Source organism: Eubacterium aggregans, assembly GCF_900107815.1.
Classification (GTDB): domain Bacteria; phylum Bacillota; class Clostridia; order Eubacteriales; family Eubacteriaceae; genus Eubacterium_O; species Eubacterium_O aggregans.
The window spans coordinates 30,698-57,199 of sequence record NZ_FNRK01000004.1 but is presented as its reverse complement, the minus strand read 5'-3'; the positions used below and the strand labels follow the sequence as shown (position 1 = coordinate 57,199).

The window sequence follows — 26,502 nt, the reverse complement described above, 5'->3', positions numbered from 1 at the left end:
ACAACTTTTATGAAAATACATCATTTGTTACGCACTCCTGTCCTTTACTCATATAGTCTGCCAAGACAGTGTACAATGTTTTTTTGACGATTGGCTTCGCGATGTGGGCATCCATTCCCGCTTCCTTGGATTTTTGACTATCCTCTTCATAGGCATTGGCCGTCATGGCAATAATGGGCAAGGAGTGAACATCCTTCCGCGGCAGTTTACGGATAGTCTGGGCTGCGGTCAAACCATCCATTACAGGCATCCGAATATCCATAAGGACCGCATCATACCATCCTTCGGAAGAATTGGATATAGCCGCTACAGCCTGGGCGCCATCCCAGGCATTTTCGACCTGACATCCCGCCTTAATCAATAAACGCTCTGCAATTTCTGCATTCAAGGGATGGTCCTCGCACAATAAAATCCGGCTTCCTTCTAAGGTGTTCAAGGACATCGATGTCTGATTTTCTTCCCTTTCATCTGAGTCTAGAATCTCTAAATCCAAAATCACCGTCATACAGGTACCTTCCTGGGGATGGCTTTCCACCATAATCTCGCCGTCCATTAGGTCCACCAGGCTTTTGACAATGGCTAAACCGAGACCAGACCCTGCGGAGGTCGTCGTCACTCGATTTTGTTCCTGGGAAAAGGGCGTATACATTTGATTTTTTACAAAATCCAGGCTCATGCCAATCCCCGAATCCTTTACGGTAAATTGTGTTCGCCAACGCCCAGGCCTCTGAGATTTCTCGCCTTGGATATTAAAGGTCACCAGGCCTCCCCGGGGAGTGAATTTTATAGCATTGGATAAAAGATTGATGAAAATCTGTTTCATCCGAACCAAATCCATATAAACATCCCGATTCTCCAGATAACCATCGGTCTTTAAGACGAAGTCGACCCCCTTTTCAGCCGCTGTTGGATCGACCATATCCCAAATATTTTCAATAAACGAACGAAATTTCACGCGCTCTGGCCCAAGAATCATCTTCCCGCTTTCAATCTTATTCATATCGAGCGTATCGTTAATGAGCGAAAGCAGATATTGGCTAGATTCTCCAATTTTTCGAATATTCTCCCGAAGAATCCTAGCATCGGTTTCATCTTCGGACAAAGTAACCAGCCCCACAATACCATTCATTGGCGTTCGCATATCGTGGCTAATTCGAGATAGAAAATCGGTCTTGGCTTGGTTGGCCTTCTCCGCCAAGGTTAACGCTGATTCAATTTCCTGAAGACGTTTTTGTTCTCGCAGATGATCTTCAGTTATATCAATTTTTTCAACGAGAATACGGGTATCATCCTTCGATAAATAGGCATATTTTTGCATTTTATAGCGCTCTTCTCCATCGACACGCTCTGCAAAGGTCACACTAAACGTCGGTTTTTTTTCAAGCTTTTCGATAATGGATGGCAATGCAATGGCCTCATATAAGGATTTACGCTCCCCTGGGACAACGACCGTTTCGATGAATTGATGGATAGCTTCATCATAATCCGGGTAGGGATTATGGGATTTAACCAATTGTTCCTTTTCCTTTTGCGTTGTAATATGGAACGTCTCGTTCACCGTGTCAATTATCCCGAGGAAATCATATTCTTCATTCGTAAGATTCTGGATAATCATCTCTTCCTGGAGCTGTTCATCCATATCCACTAAATAGAAAAACGCCTCGATTTCCCGGGTAGTCGGGTTTTCCATAATAATAACCTGAGTCCGGACACGATGGCGGTGTCTATTTTTCATCGCAACCCAATGGATTAAGCTTTGTTCTCGTTCACCCTGACACGCACAGTTTAGGAGTGCATCTCTGGAAAACAATTCCAGATACTGCTCTTGCTCCTTTTTATTGGGAAGAAATTGGCTTGTAAATGCGATGATCTCCTGGATATTCTCCAACGCTTCAACGGTCTGTCCCACAGGTCCGGGAATGATGAGCTCCAAAAGACGGTTTGTTGTCAAATTCCCATGGAACACAGAAATGGCATCTGGCATGGCGCGCACTAAAGAATCCCTCTGCCGCGCATAGGATTTTTCAATCTCTTTTTGGGCGGTAATGTCGGTGGCAGTACAGGCTACCTTGATACGCCTACCTGTCTCATCATAAATCGCAGTAAATCCATAGCGATGCCAGAATTCCTGACCCTCAATTCGATTAATCACCTCACACGTAGCACTCGGAGCCCCTGCCTTCATCGCCTCAAAAGCACTTCGCAGAAGGGGTTCATAATCTGGATGGGTAAATTTTTTCTCAAACCAACAATCGGGATAATTCTCCAGGTATGCCGCAATCCCAAAAAACTCCCGACCATTAAATTCCAAAGCCGAGTCCGTGTCTGGATAATACTCAAAATACATCATTCCAGCACTGTTGATGGCGGCCTGCATGGAGGATTGGGTTTCCGACAAACGCCCCTGGACATCAGACAGAGCGCCACCCAAATTTGAATCCGACGCCTTTAGATATTTGCTCCCAATTCCGATGGCAATTTCCGAATAGCCTGCGCCATCACACAATACTCGGTAGCTTAGATCCAGCCAGCCCCAAGAATCATCGTCATTCTTAATTTTAATCGCCTGGCGAGCGTTTTCTCCCCCCTGGATTTTTGCGTACAATCCCCGGTAGGCCTCTACCCAATCCGGATGGATCTTTCCTGTGCGCACATGGCTCTCCGGGACATCCTCGTCCCACCCCCCTTGCCCTATACGCTCAAGCCCTTCTCCAAAACGGTATAAGCGTTTTTCGTTAATGTTGTATTCCCAATACTGCAGCCCGGCCTGGGCTAAGGCGGTCGCCATCACCGCTCGTGCTTCCGCCCGTATCGATTCAAACATGACTTTGCCACCATCCATGTCATACCCTCGCTTTTTCATTTTCTTCAGCTTAAACTCTTTTTATTATAACATAATCCAGGCCCAAGGATGACCTCATCCAAATCTTTTCCCTCAAGGACCTGTTTTTTTCAGAAAAAGCTGTTATAATGAAACTATATTATACGGCAAACCCATTATAAAGGAGGTTTTTATGAAAGTTATCTATCTGCATCACAGCGGCTTCATTGTTGAACTGGAAAAGGTCACCCTGATCTTTGATGCCATTACCAATATCCAACCCCATTTTTTACGGAAGGGCCGGAAAAATATCTTCTTTGCTACCCACAGTCACAAGGATCATTTTGCCCAGCGCATCTTCTCCTATGGCACCGATTATAATTCCACTTATATTTTGAGTGACGATATTAGTAAACGTGGGGGGAGTAACATTAGCTATGTCCATCCTTACGAAACCTTGGAAATAGACGGGGTAACCATTAAGACCTATGGGTCTACAGACCTGGGGGTCTCCTTTCTGGTAGAGGCTGAGGGAAAGACCATCTTCCACGCCGGCGATTTAAACTGGTGGGATTGGGACACCGAGGAACGCCCGCACATCGACCCGGTAGCCGAAGAAGCGGATTACAAGGCAGAGATTGCCAAATTGAAGGCAGATCTCCAGAACACCATCATCGATGTGGCTTTCGTCCCTGTGGATGGACGCCTGGGAGGCTCTGCCACCAAGGCCGCCGTCTACTTCATCGATGAACTCCATCCCAGGGTCCTGGCGCCCATGCATTTCTGGGATGACTACAGCCTGGTGGGTACCCTGACCAGTAAAGTTTACGGCTCTGGTACGGAAATCCTCCCCATTGAAAAACGAAATGAGATTATTTTTGAGGATTAAACACGCAAAATTGATTTGCCACGCAAAAGCCCACCGGATATCCCTCAGGATGTATCGGTGGGTCTTTTTACATTTTACTTGAATATTATCCGTCTGACTGTCATTTCAGACTACCGCTCCGCGGCGATCTTGGCCAGCTTGGAAAGGCGATGGTAGACCCCGGATTTGCCGATGGGGGGGACCATCATCTCCCCCAGCTCCTTGATGCTGGCGTCGGGGTTTTCCAGGCGGAGGGTGGCCAGGGCCTGGAGGCTGGGGGACAGGCTTTCGAGCCCCGGGCCGTCGGCGATGGCCTGGATATCCGCCAGCTGTTTTTCTGCTGCGGCGGATACCTTGTTGAGATTGGCCACATCGCAGTTGACCTTCCGGTTGACATCGCTGCGCACTTCCTTCATCACCCGGATACTCTCCACGTCTAAAAGCGCCTTATGGGCCCCGATTAGGCCAAGAAAACCGGAGACACTCTCGGCTTCCTTGGCGTAGAGCACCTCCGATGCCTTCCTCGTGATGAGATTGGTCTTAATCTCATAGTGGCTTAATATCTGGGCCAGGCTTTTGAGATAATCCTTTTGCTTTCCTGCCAGCTCCAGGCGATAGCCCTTTTCTGGATCTGATACCGAGCCACAGCATAAAAACACCCCCCGGATATAGCTTTTAATAAACCGCTGCTTGGAGCTGAAAAAGGGGGGGATCTCGTTGACATAAAAATTTTGATGCTTTGCATTATGGCGCAATATCCGCAGGTCCTTTAAGACGCGCACGACATCCCCCATGATGGTGACTTCGTACAGGCGATGGTTTTTAAACTGCTTGCGCTTAAGGATCTTCACACTGGGGATGATGCCGTAAAGCAGCTTGACCATGCGGAAGATACGCCCTGCCACAGCGGGATTTTCAGTTTGAACGCTGATAACCTGGGGGACCAGTGCTGCATCCACCGCCACCACGGCCACCGGCGCCAATAGGCCTGATAACTCCGCCCGAACGCAGCCGTCGGCTTCAAAGGGCTGGGCACACAGATCTTTCTTTACCTGCTGGGAAAAACTCATTTGATGCCACCATCAAGGTAGACCTGGAAGACCTGTCTGGCCAGCTCGTCGGCGTCGTGGCGGACCCGCCCCATATCCTGGATGGCATAATCCCCCAGAAGATAATCATAACCCGGAAGGATCTTCCCAATTTTTACCGGGGCCGCCCCGGATTTATGGTACCGCGTAATGGCCTGGGTCCCCAGGTCACCGTCGTTGGCCACGATGTACTGAAAGAGCGGACGCTCTTTAAAACAACAATGGGCTTCAATGGCTTCAATATGGTCAGCCTGGCTGTAACCCGTGGTTTCCCCGGGCTGGGTCATCAAATTAGCAATGTAAAACTTCTTAGCCCGACTTTCCGTAATGGCCTCTTCGACCCCCTCCACCAGGAGATGGGGAATGACGCTGGTGTATAAGCTTCCGGGTCCAATGATGATGATATCCGCCGCCTTGATGGCATCCAGGGTTTCCGGCAATGCCCTGGCGACTGATTTTAAGACCACATGATCCACAGCGGTACCGCTTTCCTTGACCGCCTGGGGAATACGGGATTCACCCTCTACAATCTGTCCATCCTTTAAGGTTCCCAGGAGGACCATTTCATCCAGGGTTACCGGGAGGACCCGGCCGGTAATCTGCAGGACATCCGAGGTGCGCCGCACCGCATCGTAAAAATCGCTGCTGATGCCTGCCATGGCTGCCAGGAAGAGATTCCCAAAACTATGGCCCTCCAGGCCCCCACCCCCAAATCGATAGTTAAACAGGGACTGCATAACGTTCTCGTCGTCGGCCAATGCCAGGATACAATTACGGATATCCCCAGGGGGAAGAATCCCTAAATCCTCCCGGAGCATACCAGAGCTTCCTCCGTCATCAGCCATGGTAACCACTGCCGTTAAACGGTTGGTATATTTTTTAAGGCCACGGAGAATAACCGATAATCCCGTTCCCCCACCAAAGGCCACAACCCGGGGATTTCGAACCCGGACCACATCCTTTAAGGTGAACTCACGAATATATTCTTTAATTTCCATATTCAGCCTCCTAAATTTCTCGGTTTTTTTCCATATCCCGATGGTCGATGGCCGTCAGATACCCTTGCTTTCTAAAGGCCTGTTCCAACAGATATGCAAAGGTAACCGAGCGATGCTGACCGCCCGTACAACCAAAGGCGATTTCAACGTGCTCCTTCCCCACATTTTTGTACTGGGGAATGACAAAGGCCACCAAATCAGCAACCTTCTCATAAAAGGTCCGGGCCTCAGGGAAGGACATCACATAGTCCCGGACCTCAGCGTCATTACCGGTTTTTTCCCGGAGCTCCTTTTTATAAAAGGGGTTGGGCAGGAATCGCACGTCAAAGACAAAATCAGCTCCCATGGGCATGCCGTATTTAAAGCCAAAGGAAGATACACTCACCCGGATTAAGGCGTTGCCGTCCTCATTCTCCAGAATGCAGTCAATGGCCTTCTTCAGTTCCTTCACGCTCATCCCCGTGGTATTGATGATATGATCGGCTTCATCCCGAAGGGGGGCAAGCTTTTCCCGCTCCATCTTAATGGATTGGGTGAGGCTTCCGGCCCGGTCTGTCAGGGGATGCTTTCGCCTGGTGGTCTGGTATCGGGTTACCAGGGTTTCTGGATCTGCCTCCAAAAACAGGATTTCAACCCCATTATTATTATTTTTAAAACTACTCAAAGCCGATTGAAATTGCTCATTGAAAATATCCCCGCGAATATCCGTCACCAGGGCCAAGTTATCAATTTCTGAATCCCCGGTCCGACAAAGTTCTACAAAAGTGCGCACCAACTGGGGCGGCACATTATCCACACAAAAAAAACCTGCATCCTCTAAAATCTGTATGGCCTGGGATTTCCCAGCGCCGGATAAACCGGTTACGATGATGGTTTGCATCGCCGCCTCCTTTCATTCCCTTCTTGACACCGCCAGCTCTCTCCCTACTCACAATTGACAATCCGTGTGATGGGTACGCCGGCTTCCTCAGCAATTTTAAAACCGCCCTCCACCTTTCCAAGGGTGGCCACCCGATGGGCGTCGCTATTGATGGCAAATTTCCCACCATAGGGCAAAATTCGCCTCAGCTCCTGAGCGTTGAGATGGCTGTGCCGGGGGTTAATCTCTAAGATCACGCCCTTTTCTGCCGCCTTCTTCCCAACAGCGTCCACATCAATGGGACACTTATCCCCAGGATGGGTGATCATCTTCAAATCATACTGATCCATCATGGCCAAATAAGCGGCTGTGTTACGCGCCCGGGTTTTTTTCTTCATCCAGGGGAACACGTAGGTAAAGTAATTTCGGAGCATCAAATGAATAAAATCCGAAAAGCGATGGGGAATATAGGTATAATGGTAGCCGGCATAAATCCAGTCACAATTCTTAAGCTCCTCCTCGCCAATGTCGATGGTTCCGTCCGCTCCGATGATGTTAGATTCTACCGAAAGGTAAATCTCAATATCGTCATACTTAGCGTTCAGGGCATCGATTTCTGCCCGCATTTTGGCAAAATTTTCCTTTTTCACCCCGTATAGGGGGTGGCTTCTTCCATGGTCTGAAATGACAATGGCTGAAAGCCCCTGCCGCCTGGCCTCCTCTACCATCTCTGTGATGGTCCCCAGGCCATGGCTGTAGGTGGTGTGGGTGTGCATATCACAAATTAGTCGCATTCTTCTCCGATCATAATGACTTCCGTCTTCAGGGCAACGCCGTACTGACCCAGGACCTCTGCCTGAACCTTGGCAATGAGGTCCTGAATATCCCGGGCGGTGGCATCACCACCATTGATGACGAAACCCGCATGCTTTTCAGATACCCGGGCTCCGCCAACGGTAGCCCCCTGCATTCCACTGTCCTGGATGAGTTTTCCCGCAAAGTAGCCCGCCGGACGCCTGAAGGTACTCCCAGCACTAGGATACTCCAGGGGCTGCTTACTGCGCCGCCTGTCGTTAAAGTCTTTCATTTTTCCCTGGATGGTATTGTAATCCCCATCCCTTAACCGTAGTTTAACCCCGGTGACCACCCATCCCTGCTCCTGGATGCTGCTTTGGCGATAGCCAAAATTGCAGCCTTCCAAATCCAGGGTAGCACCGGTGCCATCTTTTTTAATGACCGTTACGCCTTCGACGATATCCTTCATCTCACCGTCGTAGGCCCCGGCATTCATCACCACCGCCCCACCGATGGACCCCGGAATCCCCGAGGCAAATTCCATACCGGTTAAGGCGTGCTCCAACGCCACATCTGCCACGTCCCGAAGCAGGGCCCCGGGCCCGGCAGTAATGGCGGTCTCCGTCACCTGGATCTGTGAAAGGGCCTTGGTTTCGATGATGATGCCGCGGTATCCCCCATCCCGTACCAAAAGATTGCTGCCATTTCCCTTTAAATAATGGACCAGCTCCTGGGCCCGGCAGAAGGCTAAAACTTTTTCTAATTCCTGGGTATCCTGGGGCAGCACAAAAAAGTCTGCTGGGCCCCCAACCCGAAAGGATATATGTTTCGCCATGGGCTCATCCACCAGAAGATGTCCGGCCCCGACGATATTTTCTAAATATTTCTGAATCTCTTTTTTTTCCAAAATCAACACTTCCTCCCGTGCTTTTCAAAATTATTATAGCACACAAATCCTTTAGCCCCAATAAAAAAGCTTCCTTAAAGGAAGCCCGGCTCCCTGCTCGTCATCCGGCGGCAAAGCCGGGGGAAAATCAATAGGAATACGACAGTCGATACGCAGCAGGATACCACATCCGAAATAGGCTCGGCGTAGAAGGCTGAACGGACCCCCCAGGTTATGGGCAGGGCCACCACACACAGAACATAGGTTCCTTTTCGGATAAAAGCCAGGGAAAAGGCCGTCCATACCCGCCCCAAAGCGGTCAGTCCATCCACCAGCACATACTGGAAGGTCAAGGGAATCACCGCCAGGGTAAAGACACCCATGGCCCAAATGGCCAGACCCTGAATTTCCACATCCGGGGTAAAGGCCCGGGCAAAGAGGGGCGCCACCAACCGGGTGACAAAAAACATCCCTGTGGTCAATATGAGACCAAAGGTCAAAATTACTTTAAGCGCCTGTCGAATTCGCCCCACTGCCCGTCCCCCATAATTATAGCTTAAAACAGCCTGGGTTCCGCTGGTTAAGCCCCCCAAAGGACCCGTAATCAAAAAGAAATAGCTCTGGGCAATGGTCACTGCGGAAATAAAGACATCCCCCTGGGCCCCACCATAATGCTGGAGACTGGCATTCATCACAATAAGGATTACGCTGTCCGAAGCCCAGATGAAAAATGTCGGCAGGCCAATGGTAGCAATCTGCCGCCAAATCCGAAAATCGTAACCCCCAAAGGTGATCCGGACCGGCATCATCTTAGAGCGCAAAACCCCTATGGCAAAGAAACAGGAGAGCATTTGTGCGATAACTGTCGCACAGGCTGCCCCCGCCACGCCCCATCCCAATCCGATGATAAAAACCGCATCCAGCACAATATTGGTCACCGCCCCAATGAGCACTGTCACCATCCCCACCAAGGCAAAGCCCTGACAGGTAATAAAATAATTCAGGCCAACCGCCATCAACGCAAAAAACGACCCCAGGGTGTAGATCGTCAAATAGGTATCGGCATAGCCAAAAGTTGACGGACTCGCTCCGAAACTCCGAATCAAAAAACCCTTTGAGTACAAAAAAATAACGGTCAACAGCAGGGACACCACCGCCAGCATCACGGCGCTGTTAGCCAATAGCCGTCGAGCCTCTGCCGTCTCCTTGGCGCCCATCCGCATGGCCATGAGAATCGACCCTCCCAAGCCAATGAGAATCCCAAAAGAGGACAGCAGGGTAACGATGGGGCCGCATACGCCCACCCCAGCCAGGGCCATTCCACCAATCTCCGGAATATTTCCAATGAACATCCGATCGATGATACTATAAAGCACATTCACCACCTGGGCCACCATTGCCGGAATCGCCAGGCGTGCCACCAAACCAATAATGGGGTCCCGCCCCAAATCATTACTTGCCTTCATTTCTTGTCATCCTTCCCGATGATAATAGCCGACGGCTATCATAACACAGATAAAGATTCCTTGGCAAGGAAAGTATTGAGAATTGACTAATATTTTCAGTCCCGCTACTCCAAAAGGGTATCCTGGTCCAAAACCGTTATAACGAGGACATCCCCTTCCGCTAACACCGTACTCCCCTTGGGGATGATGGTCCGATCCTCCCGCTGGACCATAATAACCAGACGCCGCTTCTCCATGGATAGCTCAGACAGGGGTTTTCCCACCATCTTATCCCCGGGCTCCAGCTTCTTTTCTTCAAAACGGACACCTTCAAGATCCTCTGTTGTTTTCGCACAAAGGACAATGCGGTCATCGGCCTTTAGAGTCGTACTCCCGGTGGGAATGATAAACTCCGGCCCCCGTTGAATAAGGGCGATGATGGTACAGGGAGGCATTTGGATGTGATTCAGGGTACAGCCACACCAGGGATGATCTGCCCGGAGAATAGAGCCTAAAAATTTGACCGGAGTCGTCTCACTATAATCCGAGAAGGTCTTCATGACATCCTCCTTCGCATCGATCATATCCAGATGACGGGCGATCCAGGGCAGAAGCGTCCCCTGGAACAAGATGGACCCCAGCACGACAAGGAAGACCATATGGAACAAATCAGAAGTCGGGTCCACCGCCAGCATAGCCATGGTCATAAAGACCATGGAGGATGCCCCCCGGAGGCCCGCCCAGGAGACCAACATACACTGCCGCAATGGTGCTCGGAAGGGGGCCATTAAGGCAAAGACCATTGCCGGTCTGGCCGCCAGGGTAATGAAGAGACCGATGCATAACGCCGGGATAAAAACCTCTGGCAGTCGGGATGGAAAGGCCAGAAGCCCCAAGGCAAAGAACACGGCCATCTGCATCAGATCTGTGACCCCATCAAAGAAATGGACTAAAGCCCGCTTATCCACAAAATCCACATTGCCCAGACCGATGCCCAACAGGTAAACCGAGAGATACCCATTGCCACCAAACCAAGTTGGCAGGGCATAAGCCAGAATGGTAATAGCTACCACCAGGGCCATGGTAAATCCCGACGGCAGGTGCACCCGCTTTAATAACCATCCGGCACCACGGGCAAAGAGGAATCCAGCCAAACCCCCGATACATAATTGGGACGCCAATAACCCAAGGATCTGGGTGGTCCCCCCGGTTCCCAAAATCACCCCGATGCAAGACATGGTCAGCATGTAGGCAATGGGGTCATTGCTCCCACTTTCCACTTCCAAGAGCGATGCCGTATGATATTTGAGGTTGAGGCGCTTCATCCGTAAAATGGAAAAGACGGAAGCCGCATCTGTTGCCGAAAGCACTGCCCCAGCCAGCCATCCCTCACCCCAGGAAAAGCCCAGGACGCCATGGCAAAACCAGGCTGTCAGCCCTGCTGTGACCACCACCCCAAGGGTGGAAAGAAGGGTAGCTTGCCCCACAATGGACCGAGCCTCCGCCAGCCGGGTCCCGAATCCGCCGTAAAAGATAATGAAGATCAACGCCACAGAGCACACCTGCTCCGTCAGGGCATAATTGTCAAAATCAATCCGCAAAATTCCATCAGTTCCAAAGGCTATCCCCAGGAAGATAAAAGCCAGCAGCACCGGAATCCCCATCCGGTCAGATAGCTTGTACAGGGCCAAACAGCATAGAATCGCTACTGCAATGAGTAGGAGATAATCGGTCATGGGTACGCCTTCTTTCTTTTAATCTGGGGGAAGAAGTAAACATTCGTTCCGCTTCGCTTCTGGTGGCATCGTGTGAGGATTAAAAAAACAAGACGCTCTTCTTCTCTGGAGTGAACGTCTTCGTTTCGATTAAAGTGTGAACCGGCCAACAACACTTTTTGTGGCTGGTGCTTTGTAAAAACAAGGGCTTGTGGTGACGGTGCCCCTTCCCAGGATGACTTTCTCTGGGTTAATGCACACTAAGTCCTGCCATTTCTCTTTCCCCACCAGGGTCATGCCGGCATCCGCCGCTTCAGGGTAAAGGGTATAGCCCTCGGCTTGGTGGGCATCGCTGCCCAACAGTTGGACCATATCATGGCGTAGCATTACCTCCAGAGTCCTCTGGGTAGCACCTCCGTAGTAGCCGATGAGACTTAGGTAATTGGACTGAATCAGGGTCCCTGCCGCCATGAATTCCAAAAGCACATTGGGGTCCTCCTGGACGAAATCATAACGCTCAGGGTGGGCCAGGATGGTTTTCCTCCCGGACGCCTTTAGCTTCCCCATGAAATTCTGAATCCCCAGGGCAGTCCCCCCCTGCCGTCCGGTTTCCACCAGATAATAGGGACTATCCCCCAGGGTTTTAAAGGCACCGGTGCCAATACGGCCAACCAGCTCGTAGTCGTAAAAAAGCTCACTGCCCAGGTAAAGGGTAATGGGAATACCCGCCTCATCCAGGGCCCGCTCTAAATGGGCCAGGCGTACCTGGTTCTCCCGAACCGTTGCGGTGTAATCCTGATACACCATATAATGGGGGGTCAATACCACGCCGGTATAGCCTACCCGGGCTGCCTCCGCCAACATGGCCAGACTGTCCTCAAGGCACTCCGCCCCATCATCCACCCCGTATAAAACGTGATTGTGCATATCGATCATCCCATCCACCTCCATGATGTTATTATACGGTAATTTTTTGTTTTTTGCAATGTTTTCATTCAATGATTCCCTTACTCAGACAAATGGCCAAGTTCAGCTTTTTCGCCCCAGCCCTCTCAAAACGCACCGTCGCCGTCTCCCCCTCCAAAGCGGTAATCTCCCCAGGGCCAAAGCCTCCGTGGGTGATGATCGTCCCAACACCCCAGTGGTCAGGGACCGCTGCCTTAGGCATTACCTCCGGCCGGACACTGGCAGTCCCCATACTCAGACCCCTTTTGCCCGGAGACTTGCCCCCCGTGATGGGTTTTTCCGCCGCCTTTGCCACCGGCCGCCGACCTAAATAGTGTTCGACAAAGCGGGATACTGGGCGAGTGGGGTTGTATCGGCCCTTCTGTCCAACAGAAATAAACTCTAGCTCCCCCTTGGCCCGGGTCACCCCCACATAAAACAAGCGAATCTCCTCATTCATCAGACGTTCCCCCTCCTCGGTGGGCTCCAGGGCCGCCCGACTGGGGAACTCGCCATCCACGGCATCAATGATGAAGACCTTCTCGAATTCCAGTCCCTTACTGGAATGAATGGTAGACAGCAGCACGCCTCTTCCTTTAGACTCCGTCTCTCCCCTGAGGATTGCAGCCAGGTCCGAAAGCCGCCTCCGAAAGCCATCCCGGGTCTCCTCCCGCTTGGCCAGAGTCTTTAGAATCTCCATTTTCTGGGTGAGCTGCTCCTCCCGACACCCCATTTCCACCCGGTAGGCCAGATGCTCCCCGTAGCCCAGCTGGTGCTCAATATAATCCACCACCCGGTTCATGGGCAGGGTCTTCAGTCGTTGGAAGCCCGCCTCCTGGGTCTGTACCCGTTCCACTAGCCACTCGGGAATCCCCGGCAAGGTGTACAGGGCGTGAAATACCGTCTCCCCAGGCTTTTTTTGTCTGATAGCCTGAATCATGTTCTCCTTGGAGATACCGCAATTCATTTTATAATAACTCTTTTCAAAAATCTCCCCATCCCCGGGGTCCTCGGACAAAGCCAAGAAGTCCAATATATCCCGAACCACAAAATGGCTGAAAAACAGCGGGTTATGCTCCTTTAAGCGATAGGGTACCCCCTGGCGCTCGAATAAATCCACCAGGGGGATGGCGGATTCATTGTTCCGATACAGCACCGCTGTTTCCTTCCCTTCCTTTTGAACGGAATTCAGCAGAAAACGATACTGGTCCTCCAGAGTTTTAACGTACTCCTGAACTGCAGGGACTCCCAGAGCATTGGGGGTGGTCATTTTTTTGGGGTATCGCTCCTGGTTGAGGGTAATGAAACGGTTGGCCGATGCCACCAGGGCTCCGGTACTCCGATAGTTGGTCTCCATCAGCAGCACCTTCCCCTGGGGATACTGGGTCTCAAAATCCAATAATCCCTGGGGGTAGGCACCTCGAAAACCGTAAATACTCTGATCCTCATCCCCCACCATAAACAGGTTGCCCCATCGAGCCACCAGGAGATGGATGAGCTCAAACTGGATTTTAGAGGTATCCTGGGCCTCGTCCACATTGATGTAGCGGTAGCGCTCTGTAAAATGGGCCAGCAAAGCGGGGTATTTTTTAAGGAGCAGCCAAGCATAACGCAGCATATCATCAAAGTCCATCAAATGGGCCTTTCGCTTGTACTGCTCATAGGCGGTGTATATCCGGGGGAAATCCAAATCCCCCACCTTGAGAGCGGCGATTTCCTCTTTATTTAACATCAGGTTCTTGGTGTAGGTAATGGCCGAAAGGATATCCGCAATATCGTTATCCGAGGGATAGCTTTTAAAAACCTGCCGAAAAAGCGCCCGGATGACCGCCCCCACATCCTGAAGCACATCAAAGGCCCGGCGACCGGTCTGCCGTTCATAGGTCCGGATGACGGATAGGGCAAAGCTATGGATGGTTGAGAACCGCGGCGCCGCCCCCTCTCCTCCCAAAATACTTCGGTAACGCTGCCCCAGATCCCTTGCCCCGGCCCGGGAAAAGGTCAGGGTGAGAATCTGATCCTCGGAGATCCCCAGCTCCCGGATCATATACCCCAGCCGACAGATGATGACCGTGGTCTTTCCACTCCCCGGAACCGCCAAGAGCAAGGTCGCCCCCTGGATTCGCTCCATGGCCTCCAGCTGCTGGGCATTCAAGGTGATGGCATACCGCTCTAAATATTGTGTGAGATCCATGGGTCCTCCTTCCCTTCTGTTTCATAAAAAAACACCCGCAGTGACGGGTGCTTTTTAACCGTTAAATTATTCTGCCTTGGGGCAGCCATAGTAAACCATATCCAGGACCGAACCCATTTCTTCCCGGGTGGGTTTAACCGGATTGGTCACCGTACACACATCCTTCATGGCTTTATCGATAATGATGTCTCTGTTGGCTAAGAAATCCGATTCCTCTACGCCCTTATCCCGAAGGGTCAGGGGGATGCTCATATCAATGGAAAGCTTGAAGATCATACGCACCAGGGTAGCCGCGGCAGTGGTTCCTGCATCACGATGCATCCCCATGGCGTGAAGAAGCCGGGTGTACAGATATTCTGCCCGTTGATCCCCACCATTAAAAGCAACTACATAAGGCATGGTAATGGCGTTAGCCAGACCGTGGGGCATGTGCCACTGGGCACCAATGGCATGGGCAATACTGTGGGTAATTCCCAGACCGCCACTATTGAAGGCGATCCCTGCCATACAGGAGGCAATTTGCATGCTCGCCTTGGCTTCCAGATTGCCGCCGTTGGTATAGCATTCATACAGGCTCTTAAAGACAAGCTCTGCGGCCTTAGCGGAATAGCACCGGGAGAAGGGATTGTTATCCGTGGAAACATAGGACTCAATGGCATGGGTCAGGACATCCATCCCCGTGGCTGCCGTTGCCCCAGCCGGCACACTTTCAATGAGCTTTGGCTCTAAGATTGCTGCATCCGGCATCATCAAAATATCCGTCAATGGAATCTTGGTATTGTTCTTCTTATCCGTAATAACCGCATACTCGGTGACTTCGGAGCCCGTCCCTGCGGTGGTCGGCATGGCGATGAAGTAGGGCTTTTTAATATAATCTTCTTCAAAAAAGATTTTCTTGAAATTATAGCAATAGTAAATAATCGCTTTAGCGGAGTCGATGGCAGAGCCACCACCCAGCGCAATTAAAGCATCCGGCTTTTCCATGAGGATATGGGTCAGGCCTTTCTCGACGATTTCCGTGGAGGGGTCCGGCTCAACTTCATCGAAAACATGGTACTTAATACCGTGGGCATCCAACACATCTGTCAGCATTTTAAGAAGGCCAAACTTGACCATTCCTTCATCGGTTACAATACAAACCTGTTTAAAATCATGATTGCCAATTTCTTCAATGGCACCAATGCCGTAAAAGATTGCGGGTTTCACTTGGAAAAAGCGAACCTCATCCATTTTGCTCATGCTGTCCTCCTCGATTTTCTCTATGATTTCACAGTGATTCATTCTCACAACGATTTAATGTTTAATTTGATGATATTATAACTCATTTGCACAAAAAGTTCAGGGGATGACAATAATTTAATGGAACTCAGCTAGTTTATACCTGTCAATATTTCGGTTGTCTCACAAAAGATACGCCACCGCATTCCCTCCACTGAGTCCCATAATGAGCACCATCGCTCCCACCAGCATCCAATCCCCTTGACGGGTAGTCAGCCGCCCATTGAGTCGTCGCCCCAGCTCACTCCCTAGAATCCCAAAGGCCACCATCCCCAAGAGGATGGGAATGTAAAAATCTGTTACACTTCCCCGTATCAGGGAATAGCCCGTGCTGGCCGTCTGGCTGAACAAAATAATATACAGGCTATTCTGGGTCGCCGTCTTCGTCTCCATTGAAAAGAAATAGCATAATACCGCCACATTAAAGGGACCACCGCCAATACCCAGGAATGCTCCAAACACCCCTAACGCAAAGCCGATGATAAGGGTTATCCCCCTGGACTTAATCTGCCTAGGGGGAATTTTCGCCCGACGAAGGGTATAAATCAAGGTTGCTCCCGTTGCCAAAAAAAGCAGCACCCCCTGCACACCACCTGCCGTATTTGGATTTTCAAAGCCAGCGGCTACCATCTGATAAAGCTCCTTTCCTACCAATCCCCCAACGGCAGCACTCAAAGCCAGCAGCGTCCCTATCCTTAAATCAATGATGGACTCCCCCTTTATCAGAGTTCGCCCCACACTCCATAGGGTCATCCCCACCACCGTCACCCCTGAAAGGAAATTGACCGTAGCCACCGGCATAAGCTGGGACGCATCCAACACCGGCTTGATGATTACTCCGCCCCCCATGCCGCAAATGGTTCCGATAAGGCAGGAAAACAGTGCAATACCATAAAATAAAACGACCATTGTATTCCTCGCTTTTCTAATTTCTTGGATAAGCTTAGAATAACACGGTCGTCAAAGGACTTAGTCACGCTTCGTTAATCTTTTAAAAGAGCTGTCCGGGCAACTTCAGCTTTTCTTTATGGGGAAACGCCTTGTCAAATTGATCCGCTTCCCTCTCATCGACACAATATCCACAGGGAGGCGCATACTCTCCCGTGATTCCATCAAGATACCCCCCAACCAATTCCTTGCACAAAAAGAATGGTGCATCCTCTCCTTCCGATACGCCATCGTATCGGATGCCGTAGGTACTTGCCAGCGTAAAGCCGCTCTTTCCGTAGAAGTCAATATTACCTTCAAGGCACACCGCTTTACATCCCACTTTTGTCGCCTGCTCCAAGGAATAATCTAACAGGATTTTCCCGTAGCCCTGTCTCTTAAATTCCGGTAAAATACCAATGGGTCCCATCGCCATGATCGGAAGGTCTCTGCCATCATCCGTCTTAATAAAGGCCCTCATAAACATATTCTGTCCAATCAGGCGCCCCTCCTGTTCCATAACGAAATCCAGCTCCTTCACAAATGCAGCATCATTCCTCAATTGATTTAGTACATAATGCTCTAAGCATCCGGGGCGATATACATTCCAAAAAGCCTCTCTCACCAGGTTTTCAACCTCACAATATTCATTTTTTCTTTCCAATCGGATAATGTAGTCGCTTTTATTCATTGATCTTTCCTCAATTCATACAATCCTTGTATTCTCTGTACGCTTTTTCTTCTGCTTCGGTCAGCTTTGAAGCGACGTAAAGCCACCACAAAAGCAAACCACAGCAGATAAAATAGCTGATCATAAACCGAATCATAGGCGTCCTCCCACCAAGGGGACTGATCCGCTAACGCAACCAGTCGGCCAGGTGATACGCCTTTTTTTAATTATATCACGATTATGGTAAATAAAAAACGCCAAACCTTTTTATTGGTCTGACGCGATTTTCTAAATGGTGGGCCATCAGGGACTCGAACCCTGGACACCCTGATTAAGAGTCAGGTGCTCTAGCCAACTGAGCTAATGGCCCATTTACCGACCGCTCATTTGCGGTACTTGTATAGTATAGACGAGTGATATAAAAAAAGCAAGTACTTTTTTATTTTTTTATTGATACTTTCTTAAAATTTTTCACACAATCGTACCTTTCTCCTTTTCATTAAGAATCCCCTTCTATAATTTAAAAGCAAGAGGGTCCATCACAGAAAAAATCCCATGACCCCGGAAAGGATGGTTATTATGAAGAAAAAGAGCTGGTGATACCATCCATCAATTTTCTACACCCCTATAAAAAGGCACTGCATGGTCGGCAGTGCCTTTTTGTATTCTAACGATTATTCAACAACCTCTAAAATGGGATCAATGACTTCCTGGGTGAGGACATTGATAAAGCCCATATCGGTAATGGCGTAGGTGGGCAGTGCTGCCAGGCAAATGAAGGATAAAAACATAAAGGGAATGGCAATGGGACATCCCAAATCGTGGATGGCAGCATTGAGTTTTTTCTTTTCTCCCGCCAGGGCTTCCCCTGAAAGATCGGACAGAAGCCCACAAATAGGATAGGCCACCTCGGCCACCACCTGGCCATCGACCACGACACATTGCCCCCCACCGATATCAATGAGGTGATTGACGGCCACGGACATATCCTCAAAATTCGTCCCCAGAACAATGACATTGTGATTATCATGGCCCACTGACGAAGCAATGGCACCGGCCTGCATATGGAATCCTCCCATGAAGGCCTTCCCCACATTGCCATTTTTGCCATAGCGTTCAACCTGGGCAATGTATAATACATCCTGGGCGACATCACAGGTGATGGTCCCATCTACCACATCCAGCACCACTTCCCGGCCTTCGGTAATGGGAATCCAGGGCAGGGTATCCATTACCTGGACCTTCACCTTTTTTGCCCCCTCTGGTGCCTTCATTTTAAAGCTGTCCGGGGTAATGGAGTGCTTCAGGGTGGTGGTATTGAGCAGACACGGCCGATGGTCCGCCACGGGGTAATGGACGAGCATTTCCCCCTGAGCTAAGATCGGTGTTCCCCCGGCAATAACGCTGAGGACCTTGAAATCCTCGGGGCCTGTGGTGATGTTCACATCAGCCCGGCGTCCGGGTGCCAATCCGCCAATTTCATCATCCAGATGGAAGGCCCGGGCGGCATTGAGGGAGACCATGGTGATGGCGGTGGCAAAATCCACCCCTGCATCCAGGGCGACCCGTACGGCATCGTCCAAATGTCCCCGTTCCACAGCATCCACCGTGTGAAGATCATCGGTGACGATGCTCACCCGGGAGGTATCCAATCCCAATTCTAAAATGGGCGTGATGCAGTCCTTCAGGCCCCGGGCAGCAGAGCCTTCGCGAATCATCAGATGGCAGCCATTTCTCAGGCGAAGAAGGGCATCCTCGGCCCCCAGGGCTTCGTGGTCCGTGGTTACCCCAGCTGCCAAGCAAGCGTTCATGGCTGGCCCCTTCATATCCGGCAAGTGGCCCTGGCAGGTTTTTCCAGGCATCTCCTTGGCCATATCCATGGATGCTAAGAGGTCCGGGAAGCCGGCCAATACGTAGGGCCCTACAATTTCTGACAGGCCTACGGCATCCTTACGTTCCAGGGCCTTTTTAATGATGTCGTAATCAAAGCGTCCCCCGCTGGTTTCCAGATTGGGTGAAAAGGGGACGTGGGAGGGCACCACAAAATACAGCTTAAGGGCGGTTTCTGCGGCTTCATCCAAAACAGCCTCAATCCCCTCGATGCCGGCGACAACGCCAATTTCGTGGAGATCCGTCATCACCACGGTTGTCCCGTGTTTTAACACCAGTTCCGCAAAGGAACGAATGGCCAGGCTGGTGCTTTCGGGGTGGATATGCCCATCGATGAAACCTGGGGTGATATACTGTCCCCCAGCATCGATAACCTCCGTCCCTTCACCAATGCAATAATCAACATCACCCACGGCGGCAATGGTATCCCCGCTGATGGCGACACCACCATCATAAATTTCATGGGAATACACATTGACCAGCTTGCCATTTTTTACAACGAGATCTGCAGGAGCCTGTCCCCCTGCTACTGCCAACAATTGTGTGTTCAATTTCTACCTCCTAATACTCAATACTATTATCAGCTATCTTACAACGGGATAGCGATCCGGCAATACGATTCCGGCCCGGGCGTAAATGGCTTCTGCCCGCTCCTGGGCCTCTTTCAGGATGGCTTCTTCGTCCAGGGTCAGGATAACCCGATCCTTCATCAGCCATCGCCCATCACACATGGTACTTTCAATATTACTGGAGTGCATGGCTGTCACCAGGGCCGCAATGGGATCATTCACGGGCATCATGGATGGTCCATGGGGATTAACAACGATAAGGTCAGCCTTTTTTCCAACCTCAATACTGCCGTAGAGGTCATCATCCAACAGGGCCCGGGCCCCATTTTTGGTGGCCATCTGAAGGATATCCTCCGAGGGCACCACCGTGGAATCCAGCCGCCAGCCTTTGTGAATTAAGGATGTCAGCCACATTTCATCCACCATGTCCATCCGATTACTGGAGGAGGCCCCATCGGTTCCGATGGAGACACATACCCCTTTAGCCAGCATTTGCGGAATCTTGGCAAAGCCTAAAACCCGCATGGCCGATGCCGGATTGTGGGAGACCTTCACATCGTACACCTTGAACCAATCGATTTCTTCATTGGTCAGCCACACGGTGTGAACCGCCAGCAGGTTTTTATCCAATACCCCCAGCTTTTTAAGATGGGTAACCGTGGGCTCCCCATAGACGGCCTGGGTATATTCGATTTCAGACTTAGCCTCGGCTACGTGCATGTGGACCCCCACACCGTAGTGATCCGCCAGTTCCTTAGTCCGGACGATGAGGTCATCGGTGTTATTAAAGATGGTTCGCAGGCCAAACCACACCTGGACCCGGCCATCGGCGGTGTTATGGTATTTTTTCAAATCCTCGACCTGTTGGTCCAGCTCTTCATCGGCGGTTCGCTGCCAAATTTCCGGAAGACCCTCGCCACAGTCCATAACGGATTTTGCCAGCTTGGCCCGAAGCCCAGCCTGAGCCACAGCCCTAGCCATCCCCGAGACAAATTGCCCCCCAGGCTCTGCAAAGCTGGTCACCCCACAGCGGATTTGCTCCAGACAACACATCAGGGTCGATACATAGGAATCTTCCTCTGTCATGTTGCTTTCAAAGGGCCACATCCGTTTGTGGAGCCAGGTCATAAAGTCCACATCATCCCCCACTCCCCGGCTAATTTGCTGGGAGGTATGGACGTGGGTGTTCACCAGCCCTGGAAGGACATACTTCCCCTGGAGATCGAAAATTTCAGCCCCTAGAGGAATCGTGACCGGGTCCACCTTGCCCACCGCCTGGATACGGTCTCCGTTAATCAGAATATCCCCCCGCTCATAAACCTGATTTTGATCGTTCATGGTCAGGATCATGGCATTTTTCAAATATATCTGTTTCACCATGTTGCTCTTTATTACCTCCTCTTCATGCTTCCTTTCATTATACTGCACTGCCTCTCCACTTGCCAATAAAATTACAAATTAGAACCGTCCTATATAAAAAAACACCCCAGATGCGTGGGTTCCACTTCTGGGGTGTTCAGATTTTATGGGATTAAACCTTTAAATCCACTTCGGATTTATCAATAAGGTCAGCGTTGGCTTCTAAAATTGGAGTGACTTCCTCTTCGATGAAATCCTCCACCTGTTGGGGGGCCCGGCCGATATAGAGGCTGGGATCCAAAATGGCGGCAACGTCTGCCTCGGTGATCCCGAAGGTACCGTCAGCGACGATACGGTCCATGAGGTCATTGGGCTTGCCTTCTACCTTTACGGTGGCCCCGGCCTCCATGGAGAGGACCCGAATTTTTTCATGGAGGTCCTGGCGGTCTCCGCCGCGCTTCACCCCTTCCATGATGATGTTTTCCGTGGCCATGAAGGGCAGCTCATTTAAAATATGCTGGCGAATGACCTTGGGGTAGACCACCAGGCCCCCCGCCACGTTATTGGCGATGGAGATGATGGCATCCACAGCTAAGAAGGCTTCAGGCACAGCGATCCGCTTGTTGGCGGAATCATCCAGGGTCCGTTCAAACCACTGGGTAGCCTGGGTGATGGCGGGGTTGAGGGAATCCACAATGACATAGCGGGCTAGGGAACAGATGCGTTCTGAGCGCATGGGGTTCCGCTTGTAGGCCATGGCCGAGGAGCCGATTTGTGTTTTTTCGAAGGGCTCTTCCACTTCCTTTAAATGCTGGAGAAGGCGGATATCCGTGGCAAATTTGCTCAGGCTCTGGGCGATGCCGGACAGCACGGCTAACACCTGGGCGTCAAATTTACGGGGATAGGTTTGCCCGGTGACAGCGTAGGTTTTTTTGTAGCCCATCTTCTTGGCCACCAGGGCATCGATCTGCTTCACCTTGGCCTGGTCGTTTTCGAAGAGATCCATAAAGCTGGCCTGGGTACCGGTAGTTCCCTTGGCTCCCCGGAGGCGCACATTAGAAATCAGGTGGCAGAGGTCTTCGTAGTCCAGGAGCAGGTCCTGAATCCACAGGGTGGCCCGTTTCCCTACAGTCGTCAGCTGGGCTGGTTGGAAGTGGGTAAAGCCCAGGGTGGGCAGGTCCTTGTATTCCATGGCAAAATCCGTCAGCTTGGCGATGAGGTTGACCAGAATGCCCTTGACATGGACCAGGCCTTCGGTATAGGTAATGATGTCCGTATTATCCCCCACATAGGCGCTGGTGGCCCCCAGGTGGATAATTCCCTTGGCCCCGGGGCACTGGGCCCCGTAGGTATGGACATGGGCCATGACATCATGGCGAAGGATTTTTTCTTCCTTGGCGGCCATGTCATAGTCTATGTCATAAATTTTGGCCCGAAGCTCTTCAATCTGTGTATCGGTAATGGGTAACCCCAATTCCTGTTCCGCTTCTGCCAGGGCGACCCAGAGCTTGCGCCAGGTGGAAAATTTATTATCTGCGGAAAAAATCCGGCTGATTTCCTTGGAGGCATACCGTTCAATGAGGGGGCTTTCGTAATACTCTTTCATTATATCTCCTATCTTCGTCGTTCTAGAAAGTGTTCAATCCGGTCGAAGCCTTCCTGGATTTCTTCGAGGCTGGTGGCAAAGGAAAACCGTATGTAGTTCTCCACACCAAAGGCTTCTCCAGGAATGGTCACGACCTTTTCTTCCTGTAATAGCTGTGCTGCAAAATCGTAAGCCGAGGCTATTTTGTATTTATTATCCCCGATTATGGCAGAGATGTCCACAAAAATGTAGAAGGTGCTCTGGGGGTCAATATAGCGAAACTCGGGAATGGCATCCATCCGGGCCATCATGGCTCGGCGACGGGTATCGAAAGTGCTTACAATCGTCGATACCACATCCCCCTTCTCCCCAAGGGCGGTAATCCCGGCGTACTGGGTGATGGTAGAGGGATGGGAAATCAGATGACCCTGGATTTTCTTCATCCCCTCGATTAAGGGTCGGGGTCCTGCGGCATAGCCCAGGCGCCAGCCGGTCATGGCGAAGGTTTTGGAAAAGCCATTAACCACCAGAGTATGGGCCTTAATCTCTTCCCCCAGGGCGGCGATGCTCACCACCTCCGCGCCATCGTAGACAAAGGCTTCGTAAATTTCATCGGAAATCACCCAGATATCTGCCTCTACAATGACCTTAGCCAGCTCTGCCAGCTCCGCCTCGGTGTAGAACACCCCAGTGGGATTTAAGGGAGTATTGAGCATCAGGGCTGTTGTTTTTTCCGTGATAGCGGCTTTCAGCTGCTCCGCCGTCATTTTAAAATTGGCGGCAGGATCGGTGTCCACGATGACCGGAACACCACCGGCCAGCTTAACCATTTCCGTATAGCTCACCCAATAGGGCCTTGGGATAATGACCTCATCCCCGGGGTCCAGCATGGCCTGGAGGCCCACGGACAGGCTGACCTTGGCCCCGCTCCCTACAATAATGTCATCCGGGGTATATTCCAGCCCATTTTCAGTGTGGAGCTTTTCTGCAATGGCCTGGCGCAGAGCATACACCCCAGCCACGGCATCGTATTTGGTGTGTCCGGCATCGATGGCGGCCTTGGCCCCAGCACAAATGTAGTCCGGGGTGATAAAATCCGGCTCCCCGGTACCAAAGCGCACCACCGAGTCACCAGCCGCCGTAAAGGCCGCTGCCTGTTCGGCCAGCTTTAGGGTCAGGGAGGGGATACAGGTTTCTAATTTTTGTGATAATTTCATACTAGTCTCCGTAAACCTCATAAATCCGCTCAATGCTCCGGGCCTGGCCCGTGGCTTCATCCACGTCGGCCAGGATGCCGTTAATCTGCCAGGGATGGGCCTTTTCCGCCACGAAGCGTTCCGGGCGCTTGGTTCGCATATTGCCGATGATAATGTCCTTCTCTACCCCGATAACGCCATTTAATGCCCCAGTCATCCCCAGATCGGTAATGTAGGCGGTGCCCCCGGGGAGGACCCGGGCATCGGCGGTTTGGACGTGGGTATGGGTTCCTACCACCACTGAAGCCTTGCCGTCCAGGTAATACCCAAAGGCAATTTTTTCAGAGGTGGCCTCGGCGTGGAAATCTACCAGGAGAATGTCCACTTCCTCCCGGTTGACCTCGTAGATTTTATCGAAGGTGACAAAGGGACAGCACCCCATTTCTGGCATAAAGATTTGACCGGAGAGGTTGAGAATGCCAATGCGGGTGGCTCCATGGTGGAAGATGGCGAAGCCCTGACCCGGACAGGGCTCGGGATAGTTGGCCGGCCGAACAATTTGGGGATAGGCGTCGATATAATGGACGGTTTCCTTCTGGTTCCATACGTGGTTGCCCATGGTGATGGCATCCACGGGAAGGGCCAGCAGCTCCAGCGCATTTTTTTCGGTCATGCCGTTTCCGCCCGAGGCGTTTTCCCCATTGATAACGGTAAAATCCACCTGATGGGCTGTGATGATCTCCCTCAGATGCTCTTTAAGGACGCTTCGGCCCGGCCGGCTGAAGACATCCCCGATCATTAGTATTTTCATGATGACTCCTTGTTATTAAAAAAAGAAGGGGGGCTTCCCCTTCCTTTTTTTATTTAGCATACTCCACAGCTCTGGTTTCCCGAATCAAATTGACTTTGATATTCCCGGGGTATTCCATTTCTGCTTCGATTTTCTTGGCAACATCCTTGGAAAGCATCAGCATGCCATCGTCGTCGACGGCATCGGGTTTCACCATGATGCGGACCTCCCGGCCGGCCTGGATGGCGAAGGATTTTTCCACTCCGTCGAAGGAGTTGGCAATTTTTTCCAGCTCTTCCAGACGTTGGACGTAGGAAACCAGTGTCTCTCTGCGGGCACCGGGGCGAGCCGCTGAAATGGCATCAGCCGCCTGAACCAGTACCGCTTCAATGGTAGTCGCTTCCACATCTCCGTGGTGGGCTTCCACCGCATGGATGACATTCTTGTTTTCCTTATGCTTCTTCAGCACATTCACGCCGATTTCCACATGGTTCCCTTCGACTTCGTGGTCAATGGCTTTTCCAATATCGTGGAGGAGTCCAGCACGTTTGGCAATCTTCACATTGGCTTCCAACTCTGCCGCCATAAGACCAGCCAAATGGGCTACCTCAATGGAGTGCTTGAGCACATTCTGGCCATAGCTGGTCCGATATTTCAGACGGCCCAACAGCTTCACAATTTCCGGATGGACATTGTGAATCCCTGTATCGAAACAGGCTTGCTCACCCACTTCCTTAATCTGTACTTCCATTTCCTTCTGGCTCTTATTGACAATTTCCTCGATTCTTGCCGGATGGATTCGCCCGTCAATGATGAGCTTTTCCAAAGACATCCGGGCGATTTCCCGGCGAATCGGGTCGAAACCAGATAAAATGACGGCTTCCGGGGTATCGTCAATGATCAGATCGATGCCTGTCAGGGTTTCCAGAGTCCGAATGTTTCGGCCTTCCCGACCGATAATCCGTCCCTTCATTTCATCATTGGGCAGGTTTACCACGCTGATAGTATTTTCAGCCACATGGTCTGCGGCACAGCGTTGAATGGACTGGGCCACGAGTTCCCGAGCTTTTTTATCCGCCCCGGCCTTAGCCTCCGTTTCAATCTGACGCACCATCATAGCGGCTTCTGCCCGGGTTTCCTTTTCCACCTCTTCCAAAACCATTTCCTTGGCTTCTTCTGCGGTGAGTCCCGAAATCTTCTGGAGCTCCTGGAGTTTTTCATCCAGCATGCCGTCCAGCTTTTCATGCTTACGGTCCAATTCCTTGTTCCGTTTTTCTAATTTTTCCATGGAACGTTCCAGGTTTTGGTTCTTTCGGTCCAGGTTTTCTTCTTTTTGGACCAACCGATTTTCCATTTTCTGGAGCTCGTTCCGCCGCTCTCTGTTATCCTTCTCGATGGATTCCTTCAGGGTGATGGCTTCTTCCTTGGCATTGAACAACAATTCCTTTTTCTGAGCCTCACCATCTCGAATCGCATCATTAACGATGCGTTTTGCTTCTTCTTCCGCACTGCGCGTTTTTCCTTCGGCGATATTTTTTCGGATGACATACCCGATGCCGAGTCCAACGACGACTGCGATAATTGAGCAGATTATTAATGTAATGATTGGTTTCACCTCCTATTA

Annotated in this window: 21 protein-coding genes and 1 tRNA gene; 1 reads left to right on the top strand and 21 read right to left on the bottom strand. The window is 51.0% G+C overall.

Annotated elements, in window-relative coordinates:
• Positions 1-7 precede the first annotated feature (7 nt).
• A complete protein-coding gene (locus tag BLW33_RS03305; RefSeq protein ID WP_176966605.1) occupies positions 8-2,824 on the bottom strand; it encodes a response regulator in 2,817 nt (938 codons plus the stop codon).
• 190 nt (positions 2,825-3,014) lie between these two features.
• Here BLW33_RS03305 and BLW33_RS03300 point away from each other — a divergent pair, with 190 nt between their 5' ends.
• Positions 3,015-3,710 (top strand): MBL fold metallo-hydrolase, encoded by a 696-nt coding sequence (locus BLW33_RS03300; protein ID WP_090245174.1) that lies wholly within the window; start codon positions 3,015-3,017, stop codon positions 3,708-3,710.
• A 110-nt stretch (positions 3,711-3,820) separates the two neighbouring features.
• Here BLW33_RS03300 and whiA read toward each other — a convergent pair whose 3' ends face one another.
• The 20 genes from whiA to rny all read right to left on the bottom strand — a co-directional run bounded on the left by whiA (position 3,821) and on the right by rny (position 26,493).
• Positions 3,821-4,759 (bottom strand): DNA-binding protein WhiA, encoded by a 939-nt coding sequence (gene whiA, locus BLW33_RS03295; protein WP_090305014.1) that lies wholly within the window; start codon positions 4,757-4,759, stop codon positions 3,821-3,823.
• Positions 4,756-5,775, bottom strand: a complete 1,020-nt coding sequence (locus BLW33_RS03290) for a gluconeogenesis factor YvcK family protein (protein ID WP_090305012.1) — start codon at positions 5,773-5,775, stop codon at positions 4,756-4,758. Before BLW33_RS03290 ends, whiA begins: the two co-directional genes overlap by 4 nt.
• 10 nt (positions 5,776-5,785) lie before the next feature.
• A complete protein-coding gene (gene rapZ / locus BLW33_RS03285) occupies positions 5,786-6,655 on the bottom strand; it encodes an RNase adapter RapZ (protein ID WP_090305010.1) in 870 nt (289 codons plus the stop codon).
• 44 nt (positions 6,656-6,699) lie between these two features.
• Positions 6,700-7,428 carry a PHP domain-containing protein gene (locus BLW33_RS03280; protein ID WP_090245180.1) on the bottom strand — a complete coding sequence of 243 codons (729 nt, stop codon included), beginning with the start codon at positions 7,426-7,428 and terminating at the stop codon, positions 6,700-6,702.
• Complete coding sequence (gene murB / locus BLW33_RS03275) at positions 7,419-8,339, bottom strand: UDP-N-acetylmuramate dehydrogenase (protein ID WP_423230231.1); 921 nt, start codon at positions 8,337-8,339, stop codon at positions 7,419-7,421. Before murB ends, BLW33_RS03280 begins: the two co-directional genes overlap by 10 nt.
• 71 nt (positions 8,340-8,410) lie before the next feature.
• The gene (locus BLW33_RS03270) at positions 8,411-9,781 is read right to left on the bottom strand and encodes an MATE family efflux transporter (RefSeq protein ID WP_090305006.1); all 1,371 of its coding nucleotides are present in this window, start codon (positions 9,779-9,781) and stop codon (positions 8,411-8,413) included.
• 104 nt (positions 9,782-9,885) lie between these two features.
• Positions 9,886-11,496, bottom strand: a complete 1,611-nt coding sequence (locus tag BLW33_RS03265) for a potassium/proton antiporter (RefSeq protein WP_090305004.1) — start codon at positions 11,494-11,496, stop codon at positions 9,886-9,888.
• A gap of 129 nt (positions 11,497-11,625) precedes the next feature.
• Positions 11,626-12,474, bottom strand: a complete 849-nt coding sequence (locus tag BLW33_RS03260; RefSeq protein WP_242911583.1) for a tyrosine-protein phosphatase — start codon at positions 12,472-12,474, stop codon at positions 11,626-11,628.
• Positions 12,467-14,614 carry an ATP-dependent helicase gene (locus BLW33_RS03255; protein WP_090305002.1) on the bottom strand — a complete coding sequence of 716 codons (2,148 nt, stop codon included), beginning with the start codon at positions 14,612-14,614 and terminating at the stop codon, positions 12,467-12,469. Before BLW33_RS03255 ends, BLW33_RS03260 begins: the two co-directional genes overlap by 8 nt.
• A gap of 66 nt (positions 14,615-14,680) precedes the next feature.
• Positions 14,681-15,853: a 1-propanol dehydrogenase PduQ gene (locus tag BLW33_RS03250; RefSeq protein ID WP_090243838.1), complete on the bottom strand. Its 1,173-nt coding sequence runs from the start codon at positions 15,851-15,853 to the stop codon at positions 14,681-14,683.
• Between the two features lie 162 nt (positions 15,854-16,015).
• Positions 16,016-16,801, bottom strand: coding sequence for a sulfite exporter TauE/SafE family protein (locus BLW33_RS03245; protein WP_090305000.1), 786 nt, complete (start codon positions 16,799-16,801; stop codon positions 16,016-16,018).
• 82 nt (positions 16,802-16,883) lie between these two features.
• Complete coding sequence (locus BLW33_RS03240) at positions 16,884-17,510, bottom strand: GNAT family N-acetyltransferase (RefSeq protein ID WP_090304998.1); 627 nt, start codon at positions 17,508-17,510, stop codon at positions 16,884-16,886.
• A gap of 10 nt (positions 17,511-17,520) precedes the next feature.
• The gene (locus tag BLW33_RS14455; RefSeq protein WP_276983294.1) at positions 17,521-17,646 is read right to left on the bottom strand and encodes a hypothetical protein; all 126 of its coding nucleotides are present in this window, start codon (positions 17,644-17,646) and stop codon (positions 17,521-17,523) included.
• A 136-nt stretch (positions 17,647-17,782) separates the two neighbouring features.
• Positions 17,783-17,859 (bottom strand) — tRNA-Lys (locus tag BLW33_RS03235).
• 304 nt (positions 17,860-18,163) lie between these two features.
• Positions 18,164-19,930 carry an adenine deaminase gene (locus BLW33_RS03230; RefSeq protein WP_090304994.1) on the bottom strand — a complete coding sequence of 589 codons (1,767 nt, stop codon included), beginning with the start codon at positions 19,928-19,930 and terminating at the stop codon, positions 18,164-18,166.
• Between the two features lie 33 nt (positions 19,931-19,963).
• Entirely contained in the window at positions 19,964-21,328 is a 1,365-nt protein-coding gene (locus BLW33_RS03225) for an amidohydrolase family protein (RefSeq protein WP_090304986.1), read from the bottom strand.
• A gap of 151 nt (positions 21,329-21,479) precedes the next feature.
• On the bottom strand, positions 21,480-22,913 hold the full coding sequence (gene purB, locus BLW33_RS03220; protein ID WP_090304985.1) for an adenylosuccinate lyase: 1,434 nt from the start codon (positions 22,911-22,913) through the stop codon (positions 21,480-21,482).
• 8 nt (positions 22,914-22,921) lie between these two features.
• The gene (locus BLW33_RS03215) at positions 22,922-24,109 is read right to left on the bottom strand and encodes a pyridoxal phosphate-dependent aminotransferase (protein ID WP_090304984.1); all 1,188 of its coding nucleotides are present in this window, start codon (positions 24,107-24,109) and stop codon (positions 22,922-22,924) included.
• A 1-nt stretch (position 24,110) separates the two neighbouring features.
• A complete protein-coding gene (locus BLW33_RS03210) occupies positions 24,111-24,899 on the bottom strand; it encodes a TIGR00282 family metallophosphoesterase (protein ID WP_090304983.1) in 789 nt (262 codons plus the stop codon).
• Positions 24,900-24,948: 49 nt separating this feature from the next.
• The gene (rny, locus tag BLW33_RS03205) at positions 24,949-26,493 is read right to left on the bottom strand and encodes a ribonuclease Y (RefSeq protein WP_090304982.1); all 1,545 of its coding nucleotides are present in this window, start codon (positions 26,491-26,493) and stop codon (positions 24,949-24,951) included.
• Between the last annotated feature and the right edge of the window lie 9 nt (positions 26,494-26,502).